This window comes from Sphingomonas kyeonggiensis, from assembly GCF_014196745.1.
GTDB lineage: Bacteria > Pseudomonadota > Alphaproteobacteria > Sphingomonadales > Sphingomonadaceae > Sphingomonas > Sphingomonas kyeonggiensis.
The window spans coordinates 1,059,219-1,080,953 of sequence record NZ_JACIEH010000002.1; the positions used below are offsets into that span (position 1 = coordinate 1,059,219).

Below are 21,735 nucleotides of genomic sequence, written 5' to 3' on the forward strand. Positions count from 1 at the left end.
TCCCGGCCATCGCCGGCGAGTCGAACAAGCATCCCGCGCAAGATTGCACCGAAACCGTGCGAGCTACTCGGCAGATGGGCGCAAGAATTTCGGGCCCAGGTCTTGCGTGTTGAAAGTAGAGTGGAATTCCTGGTTAATATTTTATTCAAGAACTGAAATGGACTCTTTGGCGGTTTTGAAATAACCTCCAGCCTCCGCAGCGATGGATCGCCGGTCGATTCCGGCATCGGTCAGTGCGGACAGCCCGAATAAGGTCGCAGACATTCTTGCCCAAATGTCCTGGCGCGCATCTCGATGCAGCGGTGTGCCAAGTCGTGTCGTTATCTGGGGAATTGGCGATCATGATTCATGGCTGGCCGAGACTGGTCCTGCTTGGCGGAAACGATGAGATCCGCGGGCGGATCGATCGGGTAGCCTGCTCGCTTGGGGCCGGGTTGCGCGTGATCGAGACCGCGCCCGACGGAAACGACCGGCTTTGCGACCAGGTACAGATCGCCCTGATGTCGATGCCGGCGCCGCGGGCGGCGTTTGCCCAGATGCGGCGGGCATTCCCGGCGGCGCGGGTGATCGTGTTCGGCAGCGACGCCTCGCAACAGGCCGCGATCGAGGCATTCCGATCGGGTGCCGATGATTTCATCGCACGCGACATGGACGAGAGCCAGCTCGCCCAGTTGCTCGGCGGACATCTCGATCCCGATGCGCAGCCCGATGCAACCGACGGGATGGCCGGGCGCAGCGCCGCGCTGACGGCGGCGCGGGATTATGCGTTGCGGCTCGCACCCAGCAATGTGAGCGTATTGGTCACCGGCGAGACGGGGACGGGCAAGGACTGCTTCGCCGCCTTGCTCCATCGGCGCGGGCGGCGTGCGCGCGGTCCCCTGGTGGCGCTCAACTGCGCGGCGATCCCCGACGGGCTGCTGGAGGGGGAATTGTTCGGCTATGAGCGCGGCGCCTTTTCGGGGGCGCTCACGGCCTATCCGGGCAAGCTCAAGCTGGCGGATGGCGGTACGCTGCTGCTCGACGAGATCGGCGAGCTGAGCCTTGCCGGCCAGGCGAAGCTGCTCCGTGCGATCGAATCGCGCGAGGTATATCGGCTCGGCGCGACCGCGCCGACCCGCTTCGACGCCCGGATCGTCGCGACCACCAACCGCGACCTGCGCGCCGAGATCGAAAGCGGCGGCTTCCGCGAGGACCTGTTCTACCGGCTGGCGGTCGCCTGCATCGAGCTTCCGCCGCTGCGCGACCGGCGGGAGGACATCATGCCGATCGCCTGCCACCTGCTGCGCGAACTCGCGGCGTCGTCGTCGCTGCCGGTGCCGGCGATCGCATGCGGGGTCGCAGCGGTGCTCGAAGGGCATGACTGGCCGGGCAATGTCCGCGAGCTGCGCAACGTGATCGAGATCGCGCTGGTCACCTGCAATGCCGGCCAGATCACTCCCGACGACCTGCCATCCTATCTCTTCGCCTGTGCGCCGGCATTACGGCAGGGGCAGGGGCAGGGCGAGGACGAGCGCGGCATCCTGCTCCAGGCGCTGGAGCGGGCAGGGGGCAACAAGAGCGTCGCGGCCAAGGCGCTCAGCTGCTCGCGGATGACGCTGTACCGCAAGCTCGCCCGGCATGGCCTGATCGAGGAATCGGCGATCCTCTCGATGGTGTGACGCTGCTGTCCACCCTGTGACAGCACCTGTTACAGATTCTGTCTCGTCCGATGTAACATCGCCTCTGTCTCGTTCACGCCAATTCCTTTGAAAGCAATCGCTTAGCGGCTTGGCAAGGGACTTGCAGAGATGCCCCCGACCGGATGCACCCGGTCAGGGGACAGGCGATGGGGGAATTTCCACGCACCGACGCACCCGAGCTCTGGCCGGCCGGTCGTGCGCGCCCCTATTCCAACCATGTCGAGATCGCGTTCAACGTCTCCGAGGTCGAGCTCTGCTTCGCCCAGGCATTCGACGGCGACGGGCGGCTGGCGCCGCACAGCTGGATCCAGACCACGCCGGTCCACCTCGTCAGCTTCGGCGAGGCGATCCGCCGGACGATCGATTCCTATGAGGAGCGTTATGGCCGGCTCCCGCAGCACCGGGAGGAACGCTGACCATGGCGGGTCTCGCGGCGGTCAACCAGGTGGGCGAAAGCATCGTCAAGCTGCTCGACGCGCGGCGGGAGCTGCTGTCCGCCGACGGGCTGCTGGGGCCGGTGCCCAAGGCGCTCAAGATCAACCATCTCTCGCTCGGCGACCTGGCCACCAAGACCGAGCCAACCAGCGACTGCTCGCTGACCTGCTACCGGGTGAAGATGTCCGATCATCCGGCGCAGCGGCTGCGGACCGGCGACGCGCCGTCCTCGACCAGCCTCGCGGTCGATCTCCACTATCTGGTCACCGCCTGGCCGAGCAAGGTGGCCGACGAGCAGGCGATCATCAGCTGGGTGATGCTCGAGCTGCTCGCCAACCCGCTGCTCGATCGCTCGCTGCTGCCCAATGACGGCAGCTGGGGCAGCGACGAGACCGTGCAGATCGTCCCGGACACGATGAGCGACGACGAGCTGTTCCGCATCTGGGGCGCGCTCCAGCGCCGCTATCGGATGTCGGCGACGTTCAAGGCACGGGTGGTGCGGATCGGCTATGGCCAGACGCCGGACTATCCCGCGGTGGTCGCCAGCCGCTTCGGCTTCGCCAATGTCGATCCGATGGCGGAGACGGTGTGATGGCGACGCGGGCCTGGGACCTGCTCGATCGCCGCATCCTGGCCGCGATCGCCTTTGTCGACACGCTCGGCGCGCCGGTAACCTGCTCGGTCGCGATCACCGCGCCCGACGGGTTCGGCTGGTTCCGGAAGAGGCCGGGAATGGTGATCGTCACGCGTGCGGCGGGGCTCGCCGCGCACGACGCCGCGTTCGAGGCGGCGCCCGGCACGCCGGCGGTGCGGTCGAAGAAATACCAGCTCGAGTTGCGTCCTTCGGACCCGGCCTATGCCGCGCGCAGCGTGGAGCTGCGGCTTCCGCGCCATCCCGATCCGGCCAACGTCAACAGCGTGTTCCGGCCGGTCGAGGTGGTGCTGCCGCCGACGCCGCTCGCACGCCCGGCGGGGCTCAGCGCCGCGCTTCGGGTGGCGGTCACCCGCAGCGACGATGGCCGGGCGATCGAGGGTGCGCTGGTCCGGCTGCGCCCGGACGGGCGGCCGGAGACCTTCGCGCTCACCGATGCGGCGGGCGAGGCGCTGCTGTTCGCCGACGCGATCCCCTTCGCCAGCAGCGCGCCGGGGCCGTCGATGACCCGCGACTGGCCGGCGGAGATCGACGCGGTGGTCGACCCCGCGACCGCGCGCTTCCATGCGCCCGAGGCGATATTCGCCGCGCGCCAGGATCCGGGCGCGCTGATCGATCCCGATGCGCTCGCGACCGGCGGCACGGCCTCGGCCGCCAAGACACTCGCGATCGCCGCCGGGCTGATCCGGACCGCGACCTTGTCCTGGACGCCGCCATGACAGGCTGCCGTCGCCCCACCCCGAACCAGTCCCTCGCAGGAGTCCTGCCATGCCCGAATATCTAGCCCCAGCCGTCTATGTCGAGGAAACCAGCTTCCGGTCCAAGTCGATCGAGGGCGTCGGCACCAGCACCGCCGCGTTCGTCGGGCTGACCGCGCGCGGCCCATCCGGAGTCACGCCGCCGCTGCTGACCTCCTTCTCCGATTACGAGCGCTATTATGGCGGGCTCGGCAATCTCAAGCTCGGCGCCAATGCGGCGGTCAACCATATGGCGCTCGCCGCCTTCGCCTTCTTCAACAATGGCGGCGGGCGGCTCTATGTCTCGCGCATCCTGGGCCCGGGCGCAGCCGCCGCGAGCAGCGGGGTGATCAACGCGCCGGCACCTGCGCCCGCGCCATCGCCATCGCCATCGCCATCGCCATCGCCATCGCCCTCTCCGTCGCCCTCGCCATCCCCTTCGCCGACACCCACGCCGACCCCGCTGGCGAGCAACAAGCAGGTCGGCTTCAGCGCGCGCCATACCGGCGGCGCGACGCTGCCCGGCGAGCCGACGGTCAACTACCGGGTGCGGCTGGTCCAGGCGGCGCTCACCAGCACCAAGAAGCTGGCGCTCAGCCAGCCGGCGGGGACGCTGGTCAAGCTGGGTAGCGACTTCTTCGTGACGGGCACGCCGGTGACGACAACCGCCGCCGACCTCACCGCCTGGGATGCCGCCACGCCCGACACGGCGGTTACCATCTACACGGTCAGCGCCGAGGTGACCGGTCCGGACGGCGTGCTCGCCGAATATGGCGCGCTCGGCTTCAGTCCGCTGCATCCGCGCTACATCGGCACGATCCTCAACCCCAAGCCGCCGATCGCCCAGGCCGCGCTGACCAATGCGGTGCAGATCGACATCGGCGACGCGGTGACTCCGTTCGAGCTGCAGGCCGGCCTGATGCAGAGCGGCAACAGCCGGACGGTCAACCTGACCGGCGGCGTCGAGGGGAGCGGGCCGCCCGCCTCGTCCACGCCGTTCGACAATGCGCTCAACGCGCTGCTCGCGCTCGAGGACATCTCGATCGTCGCGGCGCCGGGCGCGTCGAGCTTCAACGACACGCTGGCCGCCGCGGTCAACCAGTCGCTGATCGCCCATGCCGAGGCGCGCCGCTCGTACCGGATCGCGGTGCTCGACACGCCGCCGAACAAGGATCCGGCCGGCGCCCGCGCGCTCAAGGACAAGATCGACAGCAAATATGCCGCGCTCTACTATCCGTGGATCACGATTTCGAATCCGCTCGCCGGCACCGATCCGATGCAGCCGAGCCAGATCGACGTGCCGCCCTCGGGCGCGGTGTGCGGCATCTATGCGCGCAGCGACGTCCAGCGCGGGGTGATCAAGGCGCCGGCGAACGAGACGGTCACCGGCGCGCTCGGCCTGCAATATGGGGTGCGCTTCGGCGAGCAGGAGCTGCTCAACCCGCTCGGCGTCAACTGCATCCGCGCGCTGCCCAATCGCGGCATCCGGGTGTGGGGCGCACGCACGCTCAGCTCCGATCCCGAGTGGAAATACGTCAATATCAGGCGCTATTTCCTCTATCTCGAGGCGTCGATCGACCGTGGCACGCAATGGGCGGTGTTCGAGCCGAACGGCGAGCGGCTGTGGGCCAATGTCCGCACGACGATCAGCGACTTCCTCTACAACGAATGGCTGAACGGCGCGCTGCTCGGGGCCAGCCCGAAGGAAGCGTATTTCGTGCGCTGCGACCGTTCGACCATGTCGCAGAACGATCTCGATAACGGACGGCTCGTCTGCCTGATCGGCGTCGCCGCGATCAAGCCCGCCGAATTCGTCATCTTCCGCATCGGCCAGAAGACCGCCGACGGCCGCGATTAAGGAGACAGGACCATGCCACGCGACACGCCGTACGGCGCATATAACTTCCTGGTCGAGCTCAATGACGGGGTGGCGTCGTCCACCGCCGCGCTCGGCGGTTTCTCGGACGTCAGCGGCATCGGCACCGAGACGACGCTGATGGAATACCGCCAGGGCAACGACAAGGTGAACCGGGTCCGCAAGATCCCCGGGCTCCACAAGGCATCGGACGTCACGCTCAAGCGCGGCATCATGGGCCTGACCAACTTCTGGACCTGGGTGGCCCAGACGCGCACCGACCCGACCTTCGTCCGCAACGTCGACATCACGCTCAACGACGAGACCGGCCAGCCGGTCCTGCGCTGGAAGCTGATCAACGTGCGGCCGATGAAATGGACCGGGCCGACGCTGGCCGGCAAAGGCGGCAGCGACGTGGCGATGGAAGAGCTGGTGCTCGGGGCCGAAGGCTTCGAGTTCGCCGAGATCTGACGGACCCGCGGCGATGCCCTTTCCCGAACTCGTCCTCAGCGATGCGCCGCCGCCCGGTGCCGACCTGCCGAGCCGCGCCGATGTGGCGCTGTTCGTCGGGCTGGTGCCGCGGCGGGACGCGCCGGTGCCCGCCAATGTACGGCGAGCGCTGGAAGAGGCGGGCTGGGCGGGGCAGGGCCCCTTTGCCCGCAGCGACGAAGCCGTCGAGGCCCTGCTCGACGTGCCCGTCGCGGTGACGAGCTGGGACGCGTTCGACGCGCTGTTCGGCTGGGACACGCGCTTGCTGGCCAAGGGCAGCAAGCGGCGGCTGGCCTGTCCGTTGGGGCTGGCGGTGCGCAGCTTCTTCGTCGAGGGCGGGGCGAAGGCCTGGATCGTCCGCACCGGCGATCCGCTGCCGTTGCTCCCCGATCCCGCGGTGGCGGAGGCGGACGTGCGCGCGGAGAAGCGCCGCCTCGTCTCGTGGAAGACCATCGCGCCGCCCGACGCGGCGAACCGCGTCGCGCTGGTCCCCGGGCTCGATGGGATCGGCACGCCCGCCTCGACCGGCGATCCGGCGACCTGGCACGGTGCCGCGCATATCTGGGGCGTCGACGACGCGGCGATGCTGTTGCTGCCCGACCTGGCCGAACTGTTCGCGCCGCCGCCCGCACCGCTGGCCTCGCTTCCCGAGCCGCCGCCGGTGCCCGAGGCGTTCAAGCCCTGCGCCGTGCCGGTCGAAGGACTTGCCCCCGAACCGCGCGTCGCACGCCCGAACGTGACGGCGCCGCGTTACGACCGCGCCGCCTATGGCGGGTGGAGCGGGGCGATCAAGGCGCTCCTCGACCTGCTCAATGCCTCGCGCCGTGCCGGGCATCGCCGCGACGTGATGCTGGTGGCCAGCCTGCCGTTGCCGCGCAACGATCTCGACCTGCCCGGCCTGGAGGGATCGCCGCTCCGCCTGCTCGACGAGCCCGAGCTCGGCGTGGGCAAGCTGCGGCTGCGCGAGCTTGACTGTATCGGTAGCGCCCGGCTCCAGCTCGCCTATCCCTGGGTCGCCACCGCCGCCTCGGCCGTGCAGCCCGAGGGGATCGAGGCGCCGGAAGGCGCGCTGGCGGGCGCGGTCGCGCGATCGGCGCTGACCTTCGGCGCCTTTGCCAGCGCAGCCTCGACGCCGCTACCCAGCATCGTCTCGACCGTGCCGGAACTGCCCGGTGCGGAGATCCGCGCCAGCCTGCCCGGCGGGGTGGCGGACTGGACCGGCGATCGGCTTTGCCTGATCGGGCGGAAGCTCGGCGCGATGGCGCTGATCAGCGATGCGACCATGTCCGAAAGCCGGGACTGGCGGGCGGGCGGCGTATCGCGGCTGATGGGGATCATCCTGCGCGCCACGCGCTGGCTGGGGCAGGACCGGCTCTACGAACCCTCCGGCCCGCGCCTCTGGGCCGAGCTGCAGCTCGACCTGGAGAGCTTCCTCGACCGGCTGTGGCAGCTAGGCGCGCTCTCCGGCGCGACCGCCGCGCGCGCCTATACCGTCCGCTGCGACGAGACCACGATGCGTCAGGCCGATATCGATGCGGGCCGCACGATCGTCTCGCTGGCCTTCACCGCCGCCCAGCCGATCCAGCGGATCGAAGTGACGCTCTCGCTCGCCGATGCCGGCGTGCTGCAGATGGCGGAGGCCGCCTGATGCCGATGCCGCCGCCCGAGGGAGAGGATCCCTTCACCCCGCTTCCCGGCTTCAACTTCCATGTCCATTTCGTCCAGCGCCAGCCGGACGTCGGGCCGCCGTCGAACGCCAAGTTCACCCCGATGTCGAACATCAAGACCGGCGTAACCGGCGGCTTCTCGGAGATTTCCGGGCTCGAGGCGACGATGGAGCCGAAGGTGATCAAGGAAGGCGGGCGCAACTATGGCGCGGTCCAGCGGGTGGGACCGGTCAGCTTCGCCACGGTGGTGCTCAAGCGGGGGATCATCCTGCAGCGGCATCTGTGGAGCTGGTGGGCGCTGTTCGCCGGCGCCGACGGCGCGGCCAATGGCGGCTGGGGCGGCGGCAGCCGCGCCGATGTGATGATCGCGCTGATCAAGGACGGCAAGCCGGTGCTCGGCTGGAAGCTGGTCAACGCGATGCCGGTCAAGTTCCGCGCGGGCGACCTCAATGCGCGCGGCACCGAAGTCGCGATCGAGGAACTGCACCTTGCCCATGAGGGCCTCAACATGGCGGGGGTGGTATGAAACCCTCGGCCCGCGCCACGATCAAGGACCTGGGTGCCGGCGGCGCCAAGCTCGAGGTGCTGTTCAACCCCACCTCGCTCAAGGTCTCGCTGACCAACAAGCTGCAGGACGAGGAAGCCGGATCGAGCGGCAACGCCAAGGGTGCCGACAAGAACGGCAAGGCCGCCAAGGCGCGCCAGACCACGCGATCGACCACCACCAAGCTCGACGTCGAGCTGGTGTTCGACACGACCGAGACCGGAACCGACGTCCGCGACGGACCGCAGGGCACCCAGGTGCTCAAGCAGATGGCGGCGGCGCCCGAGCCCAAGCCGGACAGCAAGGATCCGCCCGCCGCGCCGCCGCAGATCGAGTTCCGCTGGGGGCGCTTCGCCTTCAAGGGGCTGATCGAGTCGGTCAACGAGACGCTCGATTTCTGGTCGTCCGAGGGCGTGCCGCTGCGCTCGACCATCCAGATCGTGCTCCAGGGCACCGGCACCGACACTATCGAGAAGGGCGCCGACGCCAAGCTGCCGCCCGCGACCGCGCAGGCCGTGGTGGCGGTGCCGAAGGGCGGACGCGGAGTCACCGATGTCGCCGCCAACCACGGCAATGCCGGCGCCGGACGCGCGATCGCCGCGGCGAACGGCATCGAGGACATGCGGATGGGCGGCGGCGGCGCGGTCGCGGTGTCGGCGAGCGTCGAGCTGCAGGCGGCTGCGTCCTTCAGCCTCTCCGCGAGTGCCTCGGCCGGGGCAGGCGCCGGCATCGGTATCGGCGGCGGGATCGGCATCGGCGCATCGGCGGGTTTGAGTGCGGGAGCCGGGGCAGGGGCCTCGCTCGGATTCGGGATCGGCGCCTCGGCGAGCGCGGGCGCTTCTGCCGGGATCGGCATGTCGGCAGGCGCCGGGTTCTCCGCCGGCGCGTCCGCTGGTTTCGGCGCCAGCGCGTCCGCGGGTTTCAGCGCCAGTGCTTCGGCGGGAGCGTCGTTCGGCGGCTCGGCCACCGCCGGGGTCAGCGCCAGTGCGGGTGCGTTCGCCGGGCTCGGCGCGTCCAAGACAGTCGCGGTCTCGCTCCCGGTCGACCCGATCCTGCTGCTGCCCAGGCCGAGCGCACCGGCGATCGGCGCGGGCACCAGCTTCGACATCACCGGCCGCGCAGTGGCGGGCGGCGGCGGACTCAATGCCCAGGTCAGCGCGCAGGCGTCGGCCGGCGTGCGGATCATGTGAGGGAAATGCGATGGCAGTGGTGATCGACGAAGTGCACGCGACCACGGTGGAGCCCCAGGCGGCCGAGCCGGCGGCGGCGCCTGCGCCGGGATCGGACTTCGATCCCGAGAAGGTCCGCGCGCTGCTCCGCCGCGACGCGCAGCGCCAGGCGCGGCTGACGGTCGACTGATGGCTCGCGACGACCCCAAGGGCAGCTACAGCGCACGCCCGACCGTCCAGATCGGCGGTCAGGACCTGCCGTTGCTGAGTGCCAACCTCAAGAGCTTCCGGATGCGGGAGGCGCTGGGCGGGATGTCGTCGCTCGAACTCGCGATCTACGATGTGCTGTCCTTCGCCGACGGCAGCGCCGGGTTCGGGGCGACCGCGGCATCGCCCCTCAAGCTCGGCGCGACGATCAAGGTCTATGTCGGCGACACCTTCGCCCCGCAGGAAGTGTTCGACGGCGTCGTTACCGGGATAGAGGTCGAAGCGGGACCCGGCTCGGCGCCGGTATTCACGCTGCTCGCCGAGGACCGGCTGTTCAAGCTTCGCCGCAAGCGCCGCAGCAAGACCTATGAGGCGCAGAGCCCGGCCGATGTGGTGCGGGCGATCGCGGGCGATCACGGGCTAGAGCCGCAGATCGGGGACGGCCTCGATGCGCCGACATCAAGCTGGGTGCAGATGAACGAGAGCGACCTGGCGTTCCTGCGCCGGCTGCTGGAGGTGTTCGACGCCGATCTCCAGCTGATCGGCGCCAAGCTCCAGGTCGTGCCGATCGCGGCCGAGGCGCGCAGCACCGTGCCGCTGCGCTTCGGCGACACGCTGCTCCAGATCCGGGTCACCGCGGATCTTGCCGAGCAGGTCGCCGAGACGCGTATCGGCAGCTTCGACCCCGAGAGCGGGGAGGCGATCGCCGCGCTCGCCACGGCGGGGCGGATGGGCCCCGGCACGGGCAGCACCGGCAAGCAGGGCCTCACCGGCGTCGCCGATGGGGTCCGCGAGCATGCCGGCCATTTCCCGCCGATGACCGAGCAGGCCGCGCGGAAGGTCGCGGAGGCTGCCTATGGCCGGCGGGCCCGCCGCTTCGTGCGGGCCGAGGGCACCGCGCAGGGCGACGGCGCGATCCGGGTGGGCAGCTGGCTCGAGCTCAGCGGGATCAATCCCTTCTTCGTCAACAGCTACAATGCCGTCGAAGTGACCCACCGCTTCGATCTCGAACGCGGCTATCTCACCGATTTCGTCGCCGAATGCGCCTATCTGGGAGCGGGCGCATGAAGCCGCTGGGCATCTTCGCCAACCCGGCGCGGTGGATGGACGGCGCGCATCTCGGCCGCGTCGTCTCGGTCGCCGATCCGAAGAATCTGGGCCGGGTGCAGGTCACGCTGCTCGCCGAGGACAGCGACGGCGCCGCGGAGGTGTGGGCGCGGGTCGCGGTGCCCTTCGCCGCGTCGAATTGCGGCGCCTTCTTCATCCCCGATGTCGGCGAGGAAGTGGTCGTGATGTTCGTCGGCAACAACGCCGATGCGCCGGTGGTGGTCGGCAGCCTGTGGAACGGCAAGACCGATGTTCCCGAAGCGCTGAGCGGCGACAGGGTCGATCGCTGGACGATCACCGGCAAGGCGGGGACCCGCATCGCCATCGTCGAGGAATCGAGCGGCCAGGAAAAGGTCGAGATCGAGACACCCGGCGGCGCGAAGTGCACGATCACCGATGCCAGCGGCGGCTCGATCAAGTTCGAATGCGCGGGCAACACGATCACCTCGAACACCCAGGGGGTCAGTGTCGAGAGCGGGTCGACCGTCAAGGTCACTGCCTCGAAGGTCGAGGTGAGCGCCGGCTCGGTCAAGGTCGATGCCGCGATCTCGACGTTCAGCGGCGTCGTCAAATGCGACACGCTGCTCAGCAACAGCGTCGTCTCCACCAGCTACACGCCGGGAGCGGGCAACATATGGTGACCACGACGCTCCATCCCGCCGCGCGCCGGCGCCTGGCCGAGCGGATGCCGCCGGTCCATGACCATGACGTGGTGATCCGTCCGCTGGGCGGGCACGGCGCGCGCGAGGCGATCGTCGGCGCGACCGAGCAGGAATTCATCGACGCGGTGCTCGCCGATCTGGAGAAGACCAACTGGCGGCAGGCGCTCGCCAGCCGCCGCGTGCTGCGCCGGGGCAGCGACAATGTGCTGGAGCTGACCCAGCCGATCCACCGGCGCTTCTATCTCGTGCTCTACGAGGCGGTGTGCCGCCGCCCGGGCGGCCCGCGCGTCGATCCGCGCCGGCTCGACGGGATGGGCCTGGTCCTGCGCCGCCGGGAGGAGGGCCGCTGGTCGGGCTGGATGCACGAGGGACCGGCCAAGAAGGGCTGGCAGCCGATCCTCGAGGACGAGGCCGATCCCGATGTGACGCGGCGCGGCTCCGTGCGCGGCGGGGCGGCCGGGCATCTCGACAAGCTGATCGCCCGGCGCCGCGGGGGCGCGCCGCTCGCCGAGCAGGTGCTGCCGCTGTTCGCCGCGCCGGTCGACCTGTGCACGAAGATCGGCCGGACCGTGCTCTATGGCCTGGTTCCCGTATCGAGCGGCGAGCGCAGCGAGGAGGCGGTGAAGCCCCGCGACTATAACGGCCTCCCGGCGACCGAGAAGGCCGAGATGGTCCGGCATCTCTCCGGCTTCCTCAAGCCGCGCCCGCGCATCGACCTGCCGCGCAAGCAGCAGGCGCTGAGCCCGGCCTGGGCGCCGCTCCAGATTCCGGCGGGCGCGACGGGCGAGGAAGGGCAGCTGGGCGGGTTCGGCACCTTCCTCCACCAGCTGATGGTCGAGCTCGACGCGTTCGGCACGGGGCCGGCCGCGCGCGAGCTGATGCGACTGCTCCGTACGATCGTGCTGCCCGTCGCGAAGAACAGCCGGGGACAGACCACCGCCAGCGTGAACGCCGCCGATTTCCTGGCCGCAGCCGCGCCGATCCTCGTCACCGGCGACGCGAACGCGCGTGGGATCGTCATGCCGATCGAATGGCCCGATGTGGGCAACGCGCTCGGCAACCAGCTGACCGCCGCCGCGCTCTCCTGCCTGTCCGAACGCTATGCCGCGGTCGTCCCGCAGGCGCCGAAGTTCGACGGCAACAGCCGCCAATATGCCGTGCGCGCCTTTGTCCGCGCCAGGGGGGCGGAGGAATGCCCGGCCCGGATCGTGTGGAGCGACTACAGCGACCAGTTCCGCGTCCTGCCCTGGTGGGACGGCGACGGACCGGCGACCAAGATCTCGCTGCCGAGCATCTCCGATTTCAAACGGATGAAGCCGAACGTCTCGTTCGAAGTGCCGCCGTCGCTGTCCAACCTGCTCGGCGGCGACATGAAGAAGTTGAAGGAAGGACAGGACGGCGGTGGGCCGCAGCTGGACATATTCTGGCTGTGCAGCTTCTCGCTGCCGATCATCACGCTGTGCGCGTTCATCGTGCTCAACATCTTCCTGACGCTCTTCAACATCCTCTTCTTCTGGATGGCGTTCATCAAGATCTGCATCCCAATCCCGAGGCCGAAATGAGCGGACCGATCGTAACCGGCGGCGCGCCGCAACTTCCCCAGGTCGGCACCGGCTGGCCCCTGCTGCCCGTGCCCGATGCGGAGGGCAGGCTGGCCTGGCCCGATCCCGCCCTGTCGGTCCGCCAGAAGATCGAGGCGATCCTGCGTACCGCGCCGGGCGAGCAGCTGATGCGGCCGCGCTTCGGGGCGGGGCTGGAGGCGCTGATCGACCGGCCCAACACGCTGACCACGCGGGCCGAGGCGCATGACGCGGTGCTCCAGGCGCTGTCGCTCTACGAGAAGAGGATCGTCGTCGACGGGGTCGATGTCGCCGAGGGCGACGATCCGCGCGAGCTGATCGTCTCGATCGCCTATCGCCTGCGACCGACCGGGGTGCCCGGGCGGATCGAAGCGCGCGTGCCGGTGGGAGCCGCCTGATGCCTTTCCAGCCCCCCGCGCTAGACGATCGCAGCTTCGAGGACCTGGTCACCGACCTGGTCCGCCGCATCCCCGCGCACACGCCCGAATGGACCCAGCCGTCCGAAGGCGATCCCGGCCGCACGCTGATCGACCTGTTCGCCTGGCTGGCGGACACCATCCTCTACCGCGCCAACCTGATCCCCGAACGGCAGCGGCTCGCCTTCCTCCGCCTGCTCGGCGTCGGCATGCGCCCGGCAATCCCGGCACAGGGCCTGCTCCAGATCTCGCTCGCCGAGCCCGCCGCCGTCGCGCCGGTCACCCTGCCGCTGCACAGCGCGGTCGAGAAGCCGCTGCCCTATGAGACGCTGAGCGAGATCATGGTGCACGCCGTCGAGGGCCGCGCCTTCATCAAGCGGGTGCCGAGCGACGCCGAGGACCGGCAGCTGCGCGACCTGCTGCCCGACCTGCGCGAGCTGTACGGGATCGCCGGCTCTCCGCGCGGCTATGTCACCACCCCGGTCTTCACCGGCAAGATCGCCGCCGACCCGGTCGATCTCGCCACCGCGACGCGCGACCATTGCCTGTGGTTCGCGATCCTGGCCGGCACCCCCGATCCCGCCCAGGTCGCCGCCGTCCGCGAGGAGCTGGGCGGCGGCGCGAGCAACCGGCGGCGCGCGATCAACATCGGCATTGCCCCGGCGATCGCGATGCCCGAGGCGTTCGACGATATCGGCATCCGCGCGCGCGTGCCGCACGTCTGGGAGATCAGCACCGGCGATGGCGACGGGCAGGGCTATGTCCCGCTCGACGTGCTCGCCGACGGATCGATGGGGCTCACCCGTGCGGGCGTGATCCGCCTGCTGATGCCTGGCAAGGACGATATCGGCGCGCCGTCCAACGACGTGTTGCAGCAGGTCAGCGCCGGCGTGGGCGACCGTCCCCCGCGGATCGACGACGAGGTGCTCGCGGCGCGGCTGGTCACCTGGATCCGCCTGCGCCCCGATCGCAAGGCGCAGCTGAGCGCGCTCAAGCTCGGCTGGGCCGGGATCAACGCCGTCGCGATCGAGCAGCGCCGCACGCTCGGCCGCCAGACGATCGGCCAGGGCACCGGCGCCTCCGATCTGGAGCTCTCGCTCGGCAGCGGATCGGTCGAGGCGAGTAGTCTGGTGATCGACGTCGAGGAAGAGGAAGGCATGCGCAGCTGGCGCCAGGTGGCGGATACCGCCGCCGCGCGGCGCGACGAGCGCGTCTACAGCCTCGATTCGGAGGCGGGGACGGTCCGCTTCGGCGATGGCGTGCGCGGCATGGTCCCGGGCAGGGGCCGCCAGGTCCAGGTCGCGCGGATGCGGACCGGCGGTGGCGCCGCGGGCAATGTCCCCGCCGGCACGATCAAGGCGATCGCCACCCCGGCTGAGGTCCGCGTCAAGGTGGGCCAGCCGCTGCCCTGCGCGGGCGGCGCCGATGCCGAGCTGCTCGCCGAGGCCGAGCGCCGCGTCCCCGCGCTGATCCGCCACGGCGACCGCGCCGTCACTGCGCGCGACTATAAGGAACAGGCGCTGCGTACCCCCGGCGTCGCGGTCGGCCGGGTCGAGGTGCTCGAACGCTTCAAGCCGCAGCAGCGCCGCGACGGGGTTCCCGGCGTGGTGACGGTGATGGTCATCCCGCAGCGCCTCGGCACCCAGGCACCGGCGCCGCGCCCCGACCGGCCGATGCTCGAGACCGTCCATGCCTGGCTCGACGAACGCCGCCCGCTCGCGACCGAACTCTATGTCGTCGGGACCGATTATGTGCCGATCGGCGTGTCGGCCGCAGTCGAACTGGTCGATTCGACGCAGCGCGAGGCGGTTCTGGACGCGGTGTCCGAAGCGATCCGCCTCCATCTCTGGGCGCTCGCACCGGGCGGTCCCGACGGGCAGGGCTGGCCGCTGGGCCGCGCCGTGGACGACCGGCTGCTCGAGACCGCGATCGGCCGCGTCCCCGGAGTCCGGACCGTGGCGCCGGTGCGGCTGTTCGCGCGCCGCCCGGGCGAGAAGAAATGGCGTCCGGTTGCCGAGGATTCGCAGTTGCGCGGCCGCATCGCGCTTCAGCGCTGGCAGCTCCCAGAACTGGCGATGCTCGCCGTGTCCGAAGGGGACACGTCCTCGCCGAGCCTGCCGCCCCAGGGCTTCACCGACGATGCCGGCGTATCCGTGCCGGTCGTGCCGGAGACCTGCTGATGGACGCGAACGGTCTCCGTTTCTGGCAGATCGCCGATCCCGGGGGCTTCGGCATCGGCGCCGATGCGAAGGACCTGCATTGGCGCCCCGAGTCCGGGCTGCTCCGGCTCGACCGCCAGCAAAAGGCGCCGAGCCTGGCCGAGGACAAGATCTTCGCCCGCGCCCGGGCGAGCGCGCCTTCGCCCGTGTCCGATCCGGGCGGCAGCTTCGCCTGGCTGGACGAGACGGGCACGCTGCGCACCGCAGGCTTCGGCCCTGGCCCGGTGCCACTGGCGATCCCGCCCGACAGTCCCCCGGGCGTACCCACGCCGACCGATCTCGCCTTTGGCGACGACGATGTCCTCTATGTCGCGCGGAACGACGGTGTGCTGATGGTCGATCGGCGGGAGCGCTGGGTGCCGGCGCGTGTCGACCTGAAGAATTTCCATGCGCACCGGCTCGCGCCCGCGCCGGGCGGCGGCGCCTGGGTGCTCGATCGCAGCACCGGGGAACTGGCGCTGCTCAAGGGCATGCCGCTGCGCACCGGCGGCATCCGGCCGGACATTGGCGAGGTCTTCCGCCCGGTCGAGCCCAATCCGCGGCCGCCGGCGATGCGCCGGATCCGTGCCGCCCGGCTCCCCGCCAATGTCGAGCCGATCGCCATTGCGGGATCGAAATCGGGCCGCGTCGCCGTGCTCGGCTGGATCGAGGACGAGGACGCGGTGCTGTTCACGCTGGAGGGGCGCGAGCTGGTCCGCCGCTTCGCGCTGGAAGGGCTCCGCTATCCCTATGGCCTGGCCTGGGAGGGTGAGGACCGCGTCGCCGTGCTCGCCAGCGACGGGGGCCAGCCCGCGCGCCAGGCGTTCGTCTATGAGCTCGACGTGCCGCCGAGCGCGGATGCCAGCGCCCGGCCGACCGGCGAGATCCATCGGCTGATCGATCCCTGGGCGGCCAATTTCTGCAACCGGCTGACCGAGGTTCCCGAATATCTGGTGACGGGGGAGGGCGCGACGGCGCCCCAGGGACGCCGCATGCTCCGGGCGCTTTCGCGCGCCACCTATGCCCGTTCGGGCAGCGTGACCATCGGCCCGTTCGATGCGGGCAAGGCGGACAATGTCTGGCATCGCCTCTATGTCGAGGCATCGGTGCCCGAGCATGCCGGAATCCGGATCTGGATGCATGCCGATGATCGCGGCGGCAGGCCGCCCGCGCCCGGCGAGGACGATGCGCCGCCCTGGTCGCTCCACATCGTCGGCGATGCCGCGCACGAGGACTATCCGCAGGCCGCGCGGGCGAGCTGGTGCGCCGAGCGCTCCGAGCTGCCCTTCCATCCCGGCCTCTCGCCCTGTCCGTCGGCGCTCGATCGCTCCGGGCTCTTCACCGCACTCGTCCAGCGCCCGGACTCCCGCGTCCGCCGTCTCAGCGGGCGCTGGCTCTGGCTCCATGTCGAGCTGACCGGTGACAGCCAGGTTTCGCCGGAACTCGCGGCGATCCGGGTACATGGCGATCGCTTCTCGTGGCGCGACCGCTATCTCCCGTCCTTCCTCCACGAAACCCTGTCCGGCGTCGATGGCGAGATGGAGGGTGCGGCCACCCGCCACGATTTCCTCGATCGCTTCCTGGGCCTGTTCGAAGGGCCTCTCACCCAGATCGAGAACAAGGTCGCGGGCAGCTGGCTGCTCACCGATCCTGCCGCCACGCCCGATCCCGCGCTGCCCTGGCTGGGGAGCTGGATCGGCATCGAGGCTGGACGCGGGGAGGCCGCCGAGGGACTGCGCGAGCGCCTTCGCGCCGCGCCCTGGACGGCACGGCTTCATGGCACCCCCGGCGGATTGATGGCCGCGCTCGAGCTCGCCACCGGTGGAAAGCTGGTGGTCGGCGGCGGCATCGACCTGGAGCGCGAGGTGCCGCGTCCTGGCCAGCTCGCGCTTGCCGAATTCGACGACCACATCGTCCGGAGCCTGGTGCTCGGCATGTCCGATCCGCGCGGCGGGCGGCCGCCCGCGATCCTGGTCGGCGGATCTGTCACGCGCGGCGAGATCGTGGTGATCGAGGGCTGGCGGCTGCGGCGTACCTTCGCGACCATCCTCGGGGCCGATCTTGCCGATGAGAACGATCCGCTGACGCTCGGCCTGTCGGTTTCGGGCAATTCCTATGTCGGCGACACGTTGATCCTCGGGGATCAGGCCCGGCGCGAAGTGATGGCACTGTTCTCCGCCGACCTGCCGCAAAGCGCCGCGGATCGTGCCGCCGTCGCCGACTTCTTCGAACGGCTCGCGCACCGCGTGCTCGTCCTGGTTCGCGAGACGCCGCGCACCGCCGATCGCGCGCGGCTGCGCCAGATCGCGGAGGCGGCGGCGCCGGCGCATGTCGAGATCACGCTGGCCACGGCGCGCCAGCCGCTGATCGTCGCGGTCGCCTCGCTGGTGGGCGTCGACAGCTTCCTGCTGCCCGAGCCGCCGCCGCGCACCGCGCGGATCGGCCGCACCGCGCTGGGCGCCGGGGATCGTGTTGCCGGCAGCGGCCGGCTCGATGCCCGTGCGGACGGGCCCGTCAGCCCGCCTCCGGTCGCAGTGGCCGACGGTCCCGCCGAGGTGCTCGCCGGCCGCGATTTCCTGCTCAGCGCCGCCCGATCGGAGGCCGCGCGCGGCCGCTCGGTCGATCGCCACATCTGGACCCGACTTTAACCCCGAAGGACCCGAGACATGCCCCAGTTCAAGGTCAACGAGCCCCAGACATCCACCGAAGCGGTGATCAAGGTCGAGGTGTCCAAGGCCAATCCATTGCCGCCCGGCCCCCACCGGTTCCAGCTCGTCGTGATCGACAATGAAGGCAATGAGAGCGAACCGGCCTTTGTCGACCTCACCGTCCAGGCGCTGAACGCGCCGACCGCGGTGCTCGAACTGGTCGACGGCGGCGGCAAGAAGATCGACCCGGCGGTGGTGATCGAGGGCAAGAGCTTCACGCTGTCCGCCGCGAAGTCGATCGATGTCGCGCCGGGCACGATCGTCCAGTATCGCTTCACGCTGCTGCCCTGAGCCATGGCGACGCTCACGCCTGGCAAGACGGTGGCCAGCCGCGAACCCGGCCTGCTGGTCGAGAACGCGCTCGCGCCCGGCAAATGGCGCTTCCAGCTGGTCGTGGTCGACAACGAGAAGAACGAGAGCGAGCCCGTCGAGCTGGTCGTCGAGGTCGTCGCGCTCCGACCCATTCGTCCCCTTCGGCCGGTGGAGCCGGTCGTCCTCACTCGGCCGGTGACCCCGGTCCTGCGTCCGCGATGAAGGAAACCAGGCCATGAGCGAAGCCGATCCATTCGCACCCGCCGATCCGATCGAGGGCCTGCCGCGCCCCGAGCGGGTCAACTACGCCACCGGCGTGCTGCTCGATGCCGAGGACTTCGTCGACGAGCAGAGCTATCACCGCGCCCGCCTGGCCACCGCGCTCAAGTCCGTGGTCGGCTTCGGCACCGTCGCGGGCCTGCGCGTACGTCCGCCCGCCGAGGCGGATCCCGAGCGCGAGCTGCACGTCGATCCGGGCGTCGCGATCGACCGGTTCGGGCGACTGATCGAGCTGGCCGAACCCTGGTGCATCCGTATCACCCGCTGGTTCGACGCGCAGGATACCGACGTGCTGGAGTCCGCCAACCAGGGCGGGGCCGATCCGGTGATGTACGTCGACGTCTTCCTCTCGGCACGGAACTGTGCGCTGGGCAAGACCCCCGCCTTCGCCACCGGGCCGTTCGATGCGCTCGATGCGGTGGTCGCCTCGCGGATCAGCGAGGGCGCCGCGCTCGAACTGGTGCTTCGCGCGGAGCCAGGCACCCCGCCGCTGCCGAAGAACTACTGGCCCTCCGCCGGCGCGAGCAATGCCGACAAGCTCGCGGCCGTGCTCGGCAGCTGGAACAATGGGGTTGCCTCGGGCAGCGACCAGCTGCTCGATCCGCTCCAGGAACATGTGGAGGGGCAGGACCCGTCCGCGCTTTTCCTCGCACGCGTCACGATCCCGCTCGATGTTCCCGCCAGCCCGCCCGGTGCGCGGGTCGCGATCCACGATACGCGCCCGATCTCGGTCGACAATGGCGCCCGGCCATTCGTCTACCTGCCCAACAAATGGCTCGGCGACGGCTTCACCGCCGAACCCCTGATCCAACCCGAACCCTGAGCTTTTCCAGAGAGGTCCATCGCCATGGCTTCCTTTACCAACAGCAGCGCGAGAACCCGGATCGACGTAGCCGAAGCCAGCGAGATCGCGCGGCAGGCCCGGGGCGATGATCCCAACACGCTTTCGCGCGACGACATGCAGGCGCTGCTCGGCAACTCTGCGCTGGTGCTCGACGGCCTGCGCCAGAAGCCGGCCTATTTCGACGGGCGCTTCCTCACCGGCGCCGACCTGACCCGCGACCAGAGCTATATCCGCCAGCGCCAGGCCGATCTCGCGCGGGCCGGCGGCGCAGGGGTGGTCACCGGGCTGCGCGTGCGGCTGGGCAACGACACCGCGGGCCAGACGCTGGTGATCGAGGGCGGGCACGGCATCACGCCGAGCGGCGACCTCGTCCTCGTCGCCAACACGCGCTCGGTGGTCGCGCTCGATCTTCCCTCGGTCGAGCGGCTCGACGCGACGCTGGGCCTGCGCCGCGAGCCCCGCGCGCCGCTCGGACGGCGGACCGGGCTGTTCGTCCTCGCGCTGCGCGCCGTCGAGTTCACCGCCAATCCGATCGCGGCCTATCCCACCAGCATCACCGGCAGCCGCCATGTCGAGGATGGCGACATCATCGAGGCGACGGCGATCACGCTGATCCCCTTCCCGGATACCGGGGGCGCCGCGACGCTGGACGAGGCGCGGCGGAGCGTCGCCCGGCGCATCTTCACCGGGGATCCGCGCGGGCTTCCGCAGGATGCGCTGCCGATCGCGATGATCGCGATGGAGCGGGGCGCGATCCGCTGGATCGACCAGGCGATGGTACGCCGCGAGACCGGTGCCGACACGCCGCTCCAGGTCAGCATGGGCGCGCGGCCGCGGGCGCTGTCGGAGGCGTTCGTGCTCCAGCACCGCGAGCATCTGGGCGACGTCCTCGAAGCGCGGGCGAATGCGGGATTGCCGAGCGCTTTTGCCGCCGCGCAATATTTCGCGGCGCTGCCGCCGGTCGGCCAGCTGCCGGCGGGCGCGATCCTGCTCGACACCATGGGCTTCCGCCAGCTCTGGTTCCCGCCCGCAGTCGATGTCGACATCAGCTTCATCCCCGAGGACGAAGTCGCGGCGCTGGTCGAGGAGAGCCTGGCGCTGCCGCCGATCGACCTGCTCGACGATCCAGAGGATCTCGACGCGACCGGAGTGGTCGTATTGGCCCCGGTTCCGCGCCCCCGCCTCCAGCGTTTCGAATCGGCGCTAACCGCACTGACCCGCGCGACGGTTCCCGATCCCGCGCAGGGCATCCGCCGCGCACCCGCCGACATGCTGGCCGCGATGCTCGCCCGCCGGACCAAGCTGCTCGAGGCCCGCGAGCGCGATGCGGAGGCATCCGCCCGCGCCGAGGCAAGTGACGCCGAGCTCAAGGCCTGGCAGGCGGCGTGGCAGGAGGCGATCGCGGGAATCCCGGTGGGCGAGGGCAACCAGCCCCTCCTCTGGTATGTCCGCAGGCGCGCGGTCGCCGATCGCGCCAACATCGTCGGCCTGCCGGTGGCGGTGGCCGGCGATGACGAGGCGCTGGTGAACAAGGTGACCAAGCGCATCACCGAGCTTGGCCTCACCACGCGCAAGAAGAAGCTCGACGACGCCTCCACCCCTTTCGCCGAGGCACGGACGCTGGGGCTGCTCGGATCGGCGCGACTGGTCGATTCGGATGTGTTCGTCACCGCCGTGTTCCGCAGCCTCGAGGATGCGGTGACCAGCGTTGCCTCGGCCTCGGCCGTGGCCGAGGCGGCGCCGGCGGAGTCGGCTCGCGCAGCTGCCGCGAAGGCAGCCGTCGCCGAGAAGGCCGCTGCGGTCGGGAGATCGAAATCCGCCGAGAAGGTCGATGAGGCGGTCGCCGGCCGCGCAAATGCGCTCGTCCTGTTCAAGCGGCAAAAGGCCATAGCCGTGCGTGCCGAGCAATATGGCACCACCAAGCTGACCGAAGCCGATGTCGTCGATGTCGCCAGCGATTTCGGCGACGCCGCGCTCGGCGACGGGATCGACCGGCTGACCGCGGCGATCCGCCCCGCGCTCGACCGCACGCAGCTGATGTGGGTCGGCGACACCGGCTATGCGCTGCTGCTCGACGCGGCCGCCCGCGACATCGAGGCGGGCGATTTCAAGGACTTCGCCGCCAATGTCGCCGAGGCGATCAAGGCCAAGAACAGCCAGGCGCTCGGACGCCTTGCCGGCGCATTCTGAGCCAC

At 70.2% G+C, this 21,735-nt stretch carries 20 protein-coding genes; all 20 read left to right on the top strand.

The window, feature by feature from the left end; translation table 11 throughout:
- Positions 1-341 precede the first annotated feature (341 nt).
- Positions 342-1,658 carry a sigma-54 dependent transcriptional regulator gene (locus tag GGR46_RS13625; protein WP_183998475.1) on the top strand — a complete coding sequence of 439 codons (1,317 nt, stop codon included), beginning with the start codon at positions 342-344 and terminating at the stop codon, positions 1,656-1,658.
- Positions 1,659-1,825: 167 nt separating this feature from the next.
- Complete coding sequence (locus tag GGR46_RS13630; RefSeq protein WP_183998476.1) at positions 1,826-2,095, top strand: hypothetical protein; 270 nt, start codon at positions 1,826-1,828, stop codon at positions 2,093-2,095.
- Positions 2,096-2,097: 2 nt separating this feature from the next.
- The gene (locus tag GGR46_RS13635; RefSeq protein WP_183998477.1) at positions 2,098-2,706 is read left to right on the top strand and encodes a Pvc16 family protein; all 609 of its coding nucleotides are present in this window, start codon (positions 2,098-2,100) and stop codon (positions 2,704-2,706) included.
- Positions 2,706-3,485 (top strand): hypothetical protein, encoded by a 780-nt coding sequence (locus GGR46_RS13640; protein ID WP_183998478.1) that lies wholly within the window; start codon positions 2,706-2,708, stop codon positions 3,483-3,485. The genes GGR46_RS13635 and GGR46_RS13640 overlap by 1 nt, the downstream gene beginning before the upstream one ends.
- Positions 3,486-3,534: 49 nt before the next feature.
- Positions 3,535-5,361 carry a phage tail sheath family protein gene (locus GGR46_RS13645; protein WP_183998479.1) on the top strand — a complete coding sequence of 609 codons (1,827 nt, stop codon included), beginning with the start codon at positions 3,535-3,537 and terminating at the stop codon, positions 5,359-5,361.
- Positions 5,362-5,373: 12 nt separating this feature from the next.
- Positions 5,374-5,829: a phage tail protein gene (locus GGR46_RS13650; RefSeq protein WP_183998480.1), complete on the top strand. Its 456-nt coding sequence runs from the start codon at positions 5,374-5,376 to the stop codon at positions 5,827-5,829.
- 13 nt (positions 5,830-5,842) lie between these two features.
- Positions 5,843-7,495: a hypothetical protein gene (locus GGR46_RS13655; RefSeq protein WP_183998481.1), complete on the top strand. Its 1,653-nt coding sequence runs from the start codon at positions 5,843-5,845 to the stop codon at positions 7,493-7,495.
- Positions 7,495-8,040, top strand: a complete 546-nt coding sequence (locus tag GGR46_RS13660; RefSeq protein ID WP_221262731.1) for a phage tail protein — start codon at positions 7,495-7,497, stop codon at positions 8,038-8,040. The genes GGR46_RS13655 and GGR46_RS13660 overlap by 1 nt, the downstream gene beginning before the upstream one ends.
- On the top strand, positions 8,037-9,248 hold the full coding sequence (locus tag GGR46_RS13665) for a CIS tube protein (protein ID WP_183998482.1): 1,212 nt from the start codon (positions 8,037-8,039) through the stop codon (positions 9,246-9,248). Before GGR46_RS13660 ends, GGR46_RS13665 begins: the two co-directional genes overlap by 4 nt.
- 10 nt (positions 9,249-9,258) lie before the next feature.
- Positions 9,259-9,417, top strand: coding sequence for a hypothetical protein (locus tag GGR46_RS13670; RefSeq protein WP_183998483.1), 159 nt, complete (start codon positions 9,259-9,261; stop codon positions 9,415-9,417).
- A complete protein-coding gene (locus GGR46_RS13675; protein WP_183998484.1) occupies positions 9,417-10,502 on the top strand; it encodes a phage late control D family protein in 1,086 nt (361 codons plus the stop codon). Before GGR46_RS13670 ends, GGR46_RS13675 begins: the two co-directional genes overlap by 1 nt.
- Positions 10,499-11,182, top strand: a complete 684-nt coding sequence (locus GGR46_RS13680; RefSeq protein WP_183998485.1) for a phage baseplate assembly protein V — start codon at positions 10,499-10,501, stop codon at positions 11,180-11,182. The genes GGR46_RS13675 and GGR46_RS13680 overlap by 4 nt, the downstream gene beginning before the upstream one ends.
- Positions 11,179-12,765 (top strand): hypothetical protein, encoded by a 1,587-nt coding sequence (locus GGR46_RS13685; RefSeq protein ID WP_183998486.1) that lies wholly within the window; start codon positions 11,179-11,181, stop codon positions 12,763-12,765. The genes GGR46_RS13680 and GGR46_RS13685 overlap by 4 nt, the downstream gene beginning before the upstream one ends.
- Positions 12,762-13,181 (top strand): GPW/gp25 family protein, encoded by a 420-nt coding sequence (locus GGR46_RS13690; RefSeq protein ID WP_183998487.1) that lies wholly within the window; start codon positions 12,762-12,764, stop codon positions 13,179-13,181. Before GGR46_RS13685 ends, GGR46_RS13690 begins: the two co-directional genes overlap by 4 nt.
- The gene (locus GGR46_RS13695) at positions 13,181-15,379 is read left to right on the top strand and encodes a putative baseplate assembly protein (protein WP_183998488.1); all 2,199 of its coding nucleotides are present in this window, start codon (positions 13,181-13,183) and stop codon (positions 15,377-15,379) included. Before GGR46_RS13690 ends, GGR46_RS13695 begins: the two co-directional genes overlap by 1 nt.
- A complete protein-coding gene (locus GGR46_RS13700; RefSeq protein WP_183998489.1) occupies positions 15,379-18,045 on the top strand; it encodes a phage tail protein in 2,667 nt (888 codons plus the stop codon). The genes GGR46_RS13695 and GGR46_RS13700 overlap by 1 nt, the downstream gene beginning before the upstream one ends.
- An 18-nt stretch (positions 18,046-18,063) precedes the next feature.
- Positions 18,064-18,396: a hypothetical protein gene (locus GGR46_RS13705; protein ID WP_183998490.1), complete on the top strand. Its 333-nt coding sequence runs from the start codon at positions 18,064-18,066 to the stop codon at positions 18,394-18,396.
- Between the two features lie 3 nt (positions 18,397-18,399).
- The gene (locus GGR46_RS13710) at positions 18,400-18,639 is read left to right on the top strand and encodes a hypothetical protein (protein ID WP_183998491.1); all 240 of its coding nucleotides are present in this window, start codon (positions 18,400-18,402) and stop codon (positions 18,637-18,639) included.
- Between the two features lie 13 nt (positions 18,640-18,652).
- The gene (locus GGR46_RS13715) at positions 18,653-19,519 is read left to right on the top strand and encodes a hypothetical protein (protein WP_183998492.1); all 867 of its coding nucleotides are present in this window, start codon (positions 18,653-18,655) and stop codon (positions 19,517-19,519) included.
- Between the two features lie 24 nt (positions 19,520-19,543).
- Entirely contained in the window at positions 19,544-21,730 is a 2,187-nt protein-coding gene (locus tag GGR46_RS13720; RefSeq protein WP_183998493.1) for a hypothetical protein, read from the top strand.
- The last annotated feature ends 5 nt before the right edge of the window (positions 21,731-21,735 follow it).

What these genes read in the sequence shown, in the direction of transcription:
- GGR46_RS13625 (WP_183998475.1), top strand. Translation starts at nt 342, where the DNA reads ATGATTCATGGCTGGCCGAGACTGGTCCTGCTTGGCGGAAACGATGAG.
- GGR46_RS13630 (WP_183998476.1), top strand. Translation starts at nt 1,826, where the DNA reads ATGGGGGAATTTCCACGCACCGACGCACCCGAGCTCTGGCCGGCCGGT.
- GGR46_RS13635 (WP_183998477.1), top strand. Translation starts at nt 2,098, where the DNA reads ATGGCGGGTCTCGCGGCGGTCAACCAGGTGGGCGAAAGCATCGTCAAG.
- GGR46_RS13640 (WP_183998478.1), top strand. Translation starts at nt 2,706, where the DNA reads ATGGCGACGCGGGCCTGGGACCTGCTCGATCGCCGCATCCTGGCCGCG.
- GGR46_RS13645 (WP_183998479.1), top strand. Translation starts at nt 3,535, where the DNA reads ATGCCCGAATATCTAGCCCCAGCCGTCTATGTCGAGGAAACCAGCTTC.
- GGR46_RS13650 (WP_183998480.1), top strand. Translation starts at nt 5,374, where the DNA reads ATGCCACGCGACACGCCGTACGGCGCATATAACTTCCTGGTCGAGCTC.
- GGR46_RS13655 (WP_183998481.1), top strand. Translation starts at nt 5,843, where the DNA reads ATGCCCTTTCCCGAACTCGTCCTCAGCGATGCGCCGCCGCCCGGTGCC.
- GGR46_RS13660 (WP_221262731.1), top strand. Translation starts at nt 7,495, where the DNA reads ATGCCGATGCCGCCGCCCGAGGGAGAGGATCCCTTCACCCCGCTTCCC.
- GGR46_RS13665 (WP_183998482.1), top strand. Translation starts at nt 8,037, where the DNA reads ATGAAACCCTCGGCCCGCGCCACGATCAAGGACCTGGGTGCCGGCGGC.
- GGR46_RS13670 (WP_183998483.1), top strand. Translation starts at nt 9,259, where the DNA reads ATGGCAGTGGTGATCGACGAAGTGCACGCGACCACGGTGGAGCCCCAG.
- GGR46_RS13675 (WP_183998484.1), top strand. Translation starts at nt 9,417, where the DNA reads ATGGCTCGCGACGACCCCAAGGGCAGCTACAGCGCACGCCCGACCGTC.
- GGR46_RS13680 (WP_183998485.1), top strand. Translation starts at nt 10,499, where the DNA reads ATGAAGCCGCTGGGCATCTTCGCCAACCCGGCGCGGTGGATGGACGGC.
- GGR46_RS13690 (WP_183998487.1), top strand. Translation starts at nt 12,762, where the DNA reads ATGAGCGGACCGATCGTAACCGGCGGCGCGCCGCAACTTCCCCAGGTC.
- GGR46_RS13695 (WP_183998488.1), top strand. Translation starts at nt 13,181, where the DNA reads ATGCCTTTCCAGCCCCCCGCGCTAGACGATCGCAGCTTCGAGGACCTG.
- GGR46_RS13700 (WP_183998489.1), top strand. Translation starts at nt 15,379, where the DNA reads ATGGACGCGAACGGTCTCCGTTTCTGGCAGATCGCCGATCCCGGGGGC.
- GGR46_RS13705 (WP_183998490.1), top strand. Translation starts at nt 18,064, where the DNA reads ATGCCCCAGTTCAAGGTCAACGAGCCCCAGACATCCACCGAAGCGGTG.
- GGR46_RS13710 (WP_183998491.1), top strand. Translation starts at nt 18,400, where the DNA reads ATGGCGACGCTCACGCCTGGCAAGACGGTGGCCAGCCGCGAACCCGGC.
- GGR46_RS13715 (WP_183998492.1), top strand. Translation starts at nt 18,653, where the DNA reads ATGAGCGAAGCCGATCCATTCGCACCCGCCGATCCGATCGAGGGCCTG.
- GGR46_RS13720 (WP_183998493.1), top strand. Translation starts at nt 19,544, where the DNA reads ATGGCTTCCTTTACCAACAGCAGCGCGAGAACCCGGATCGACGTAGCC.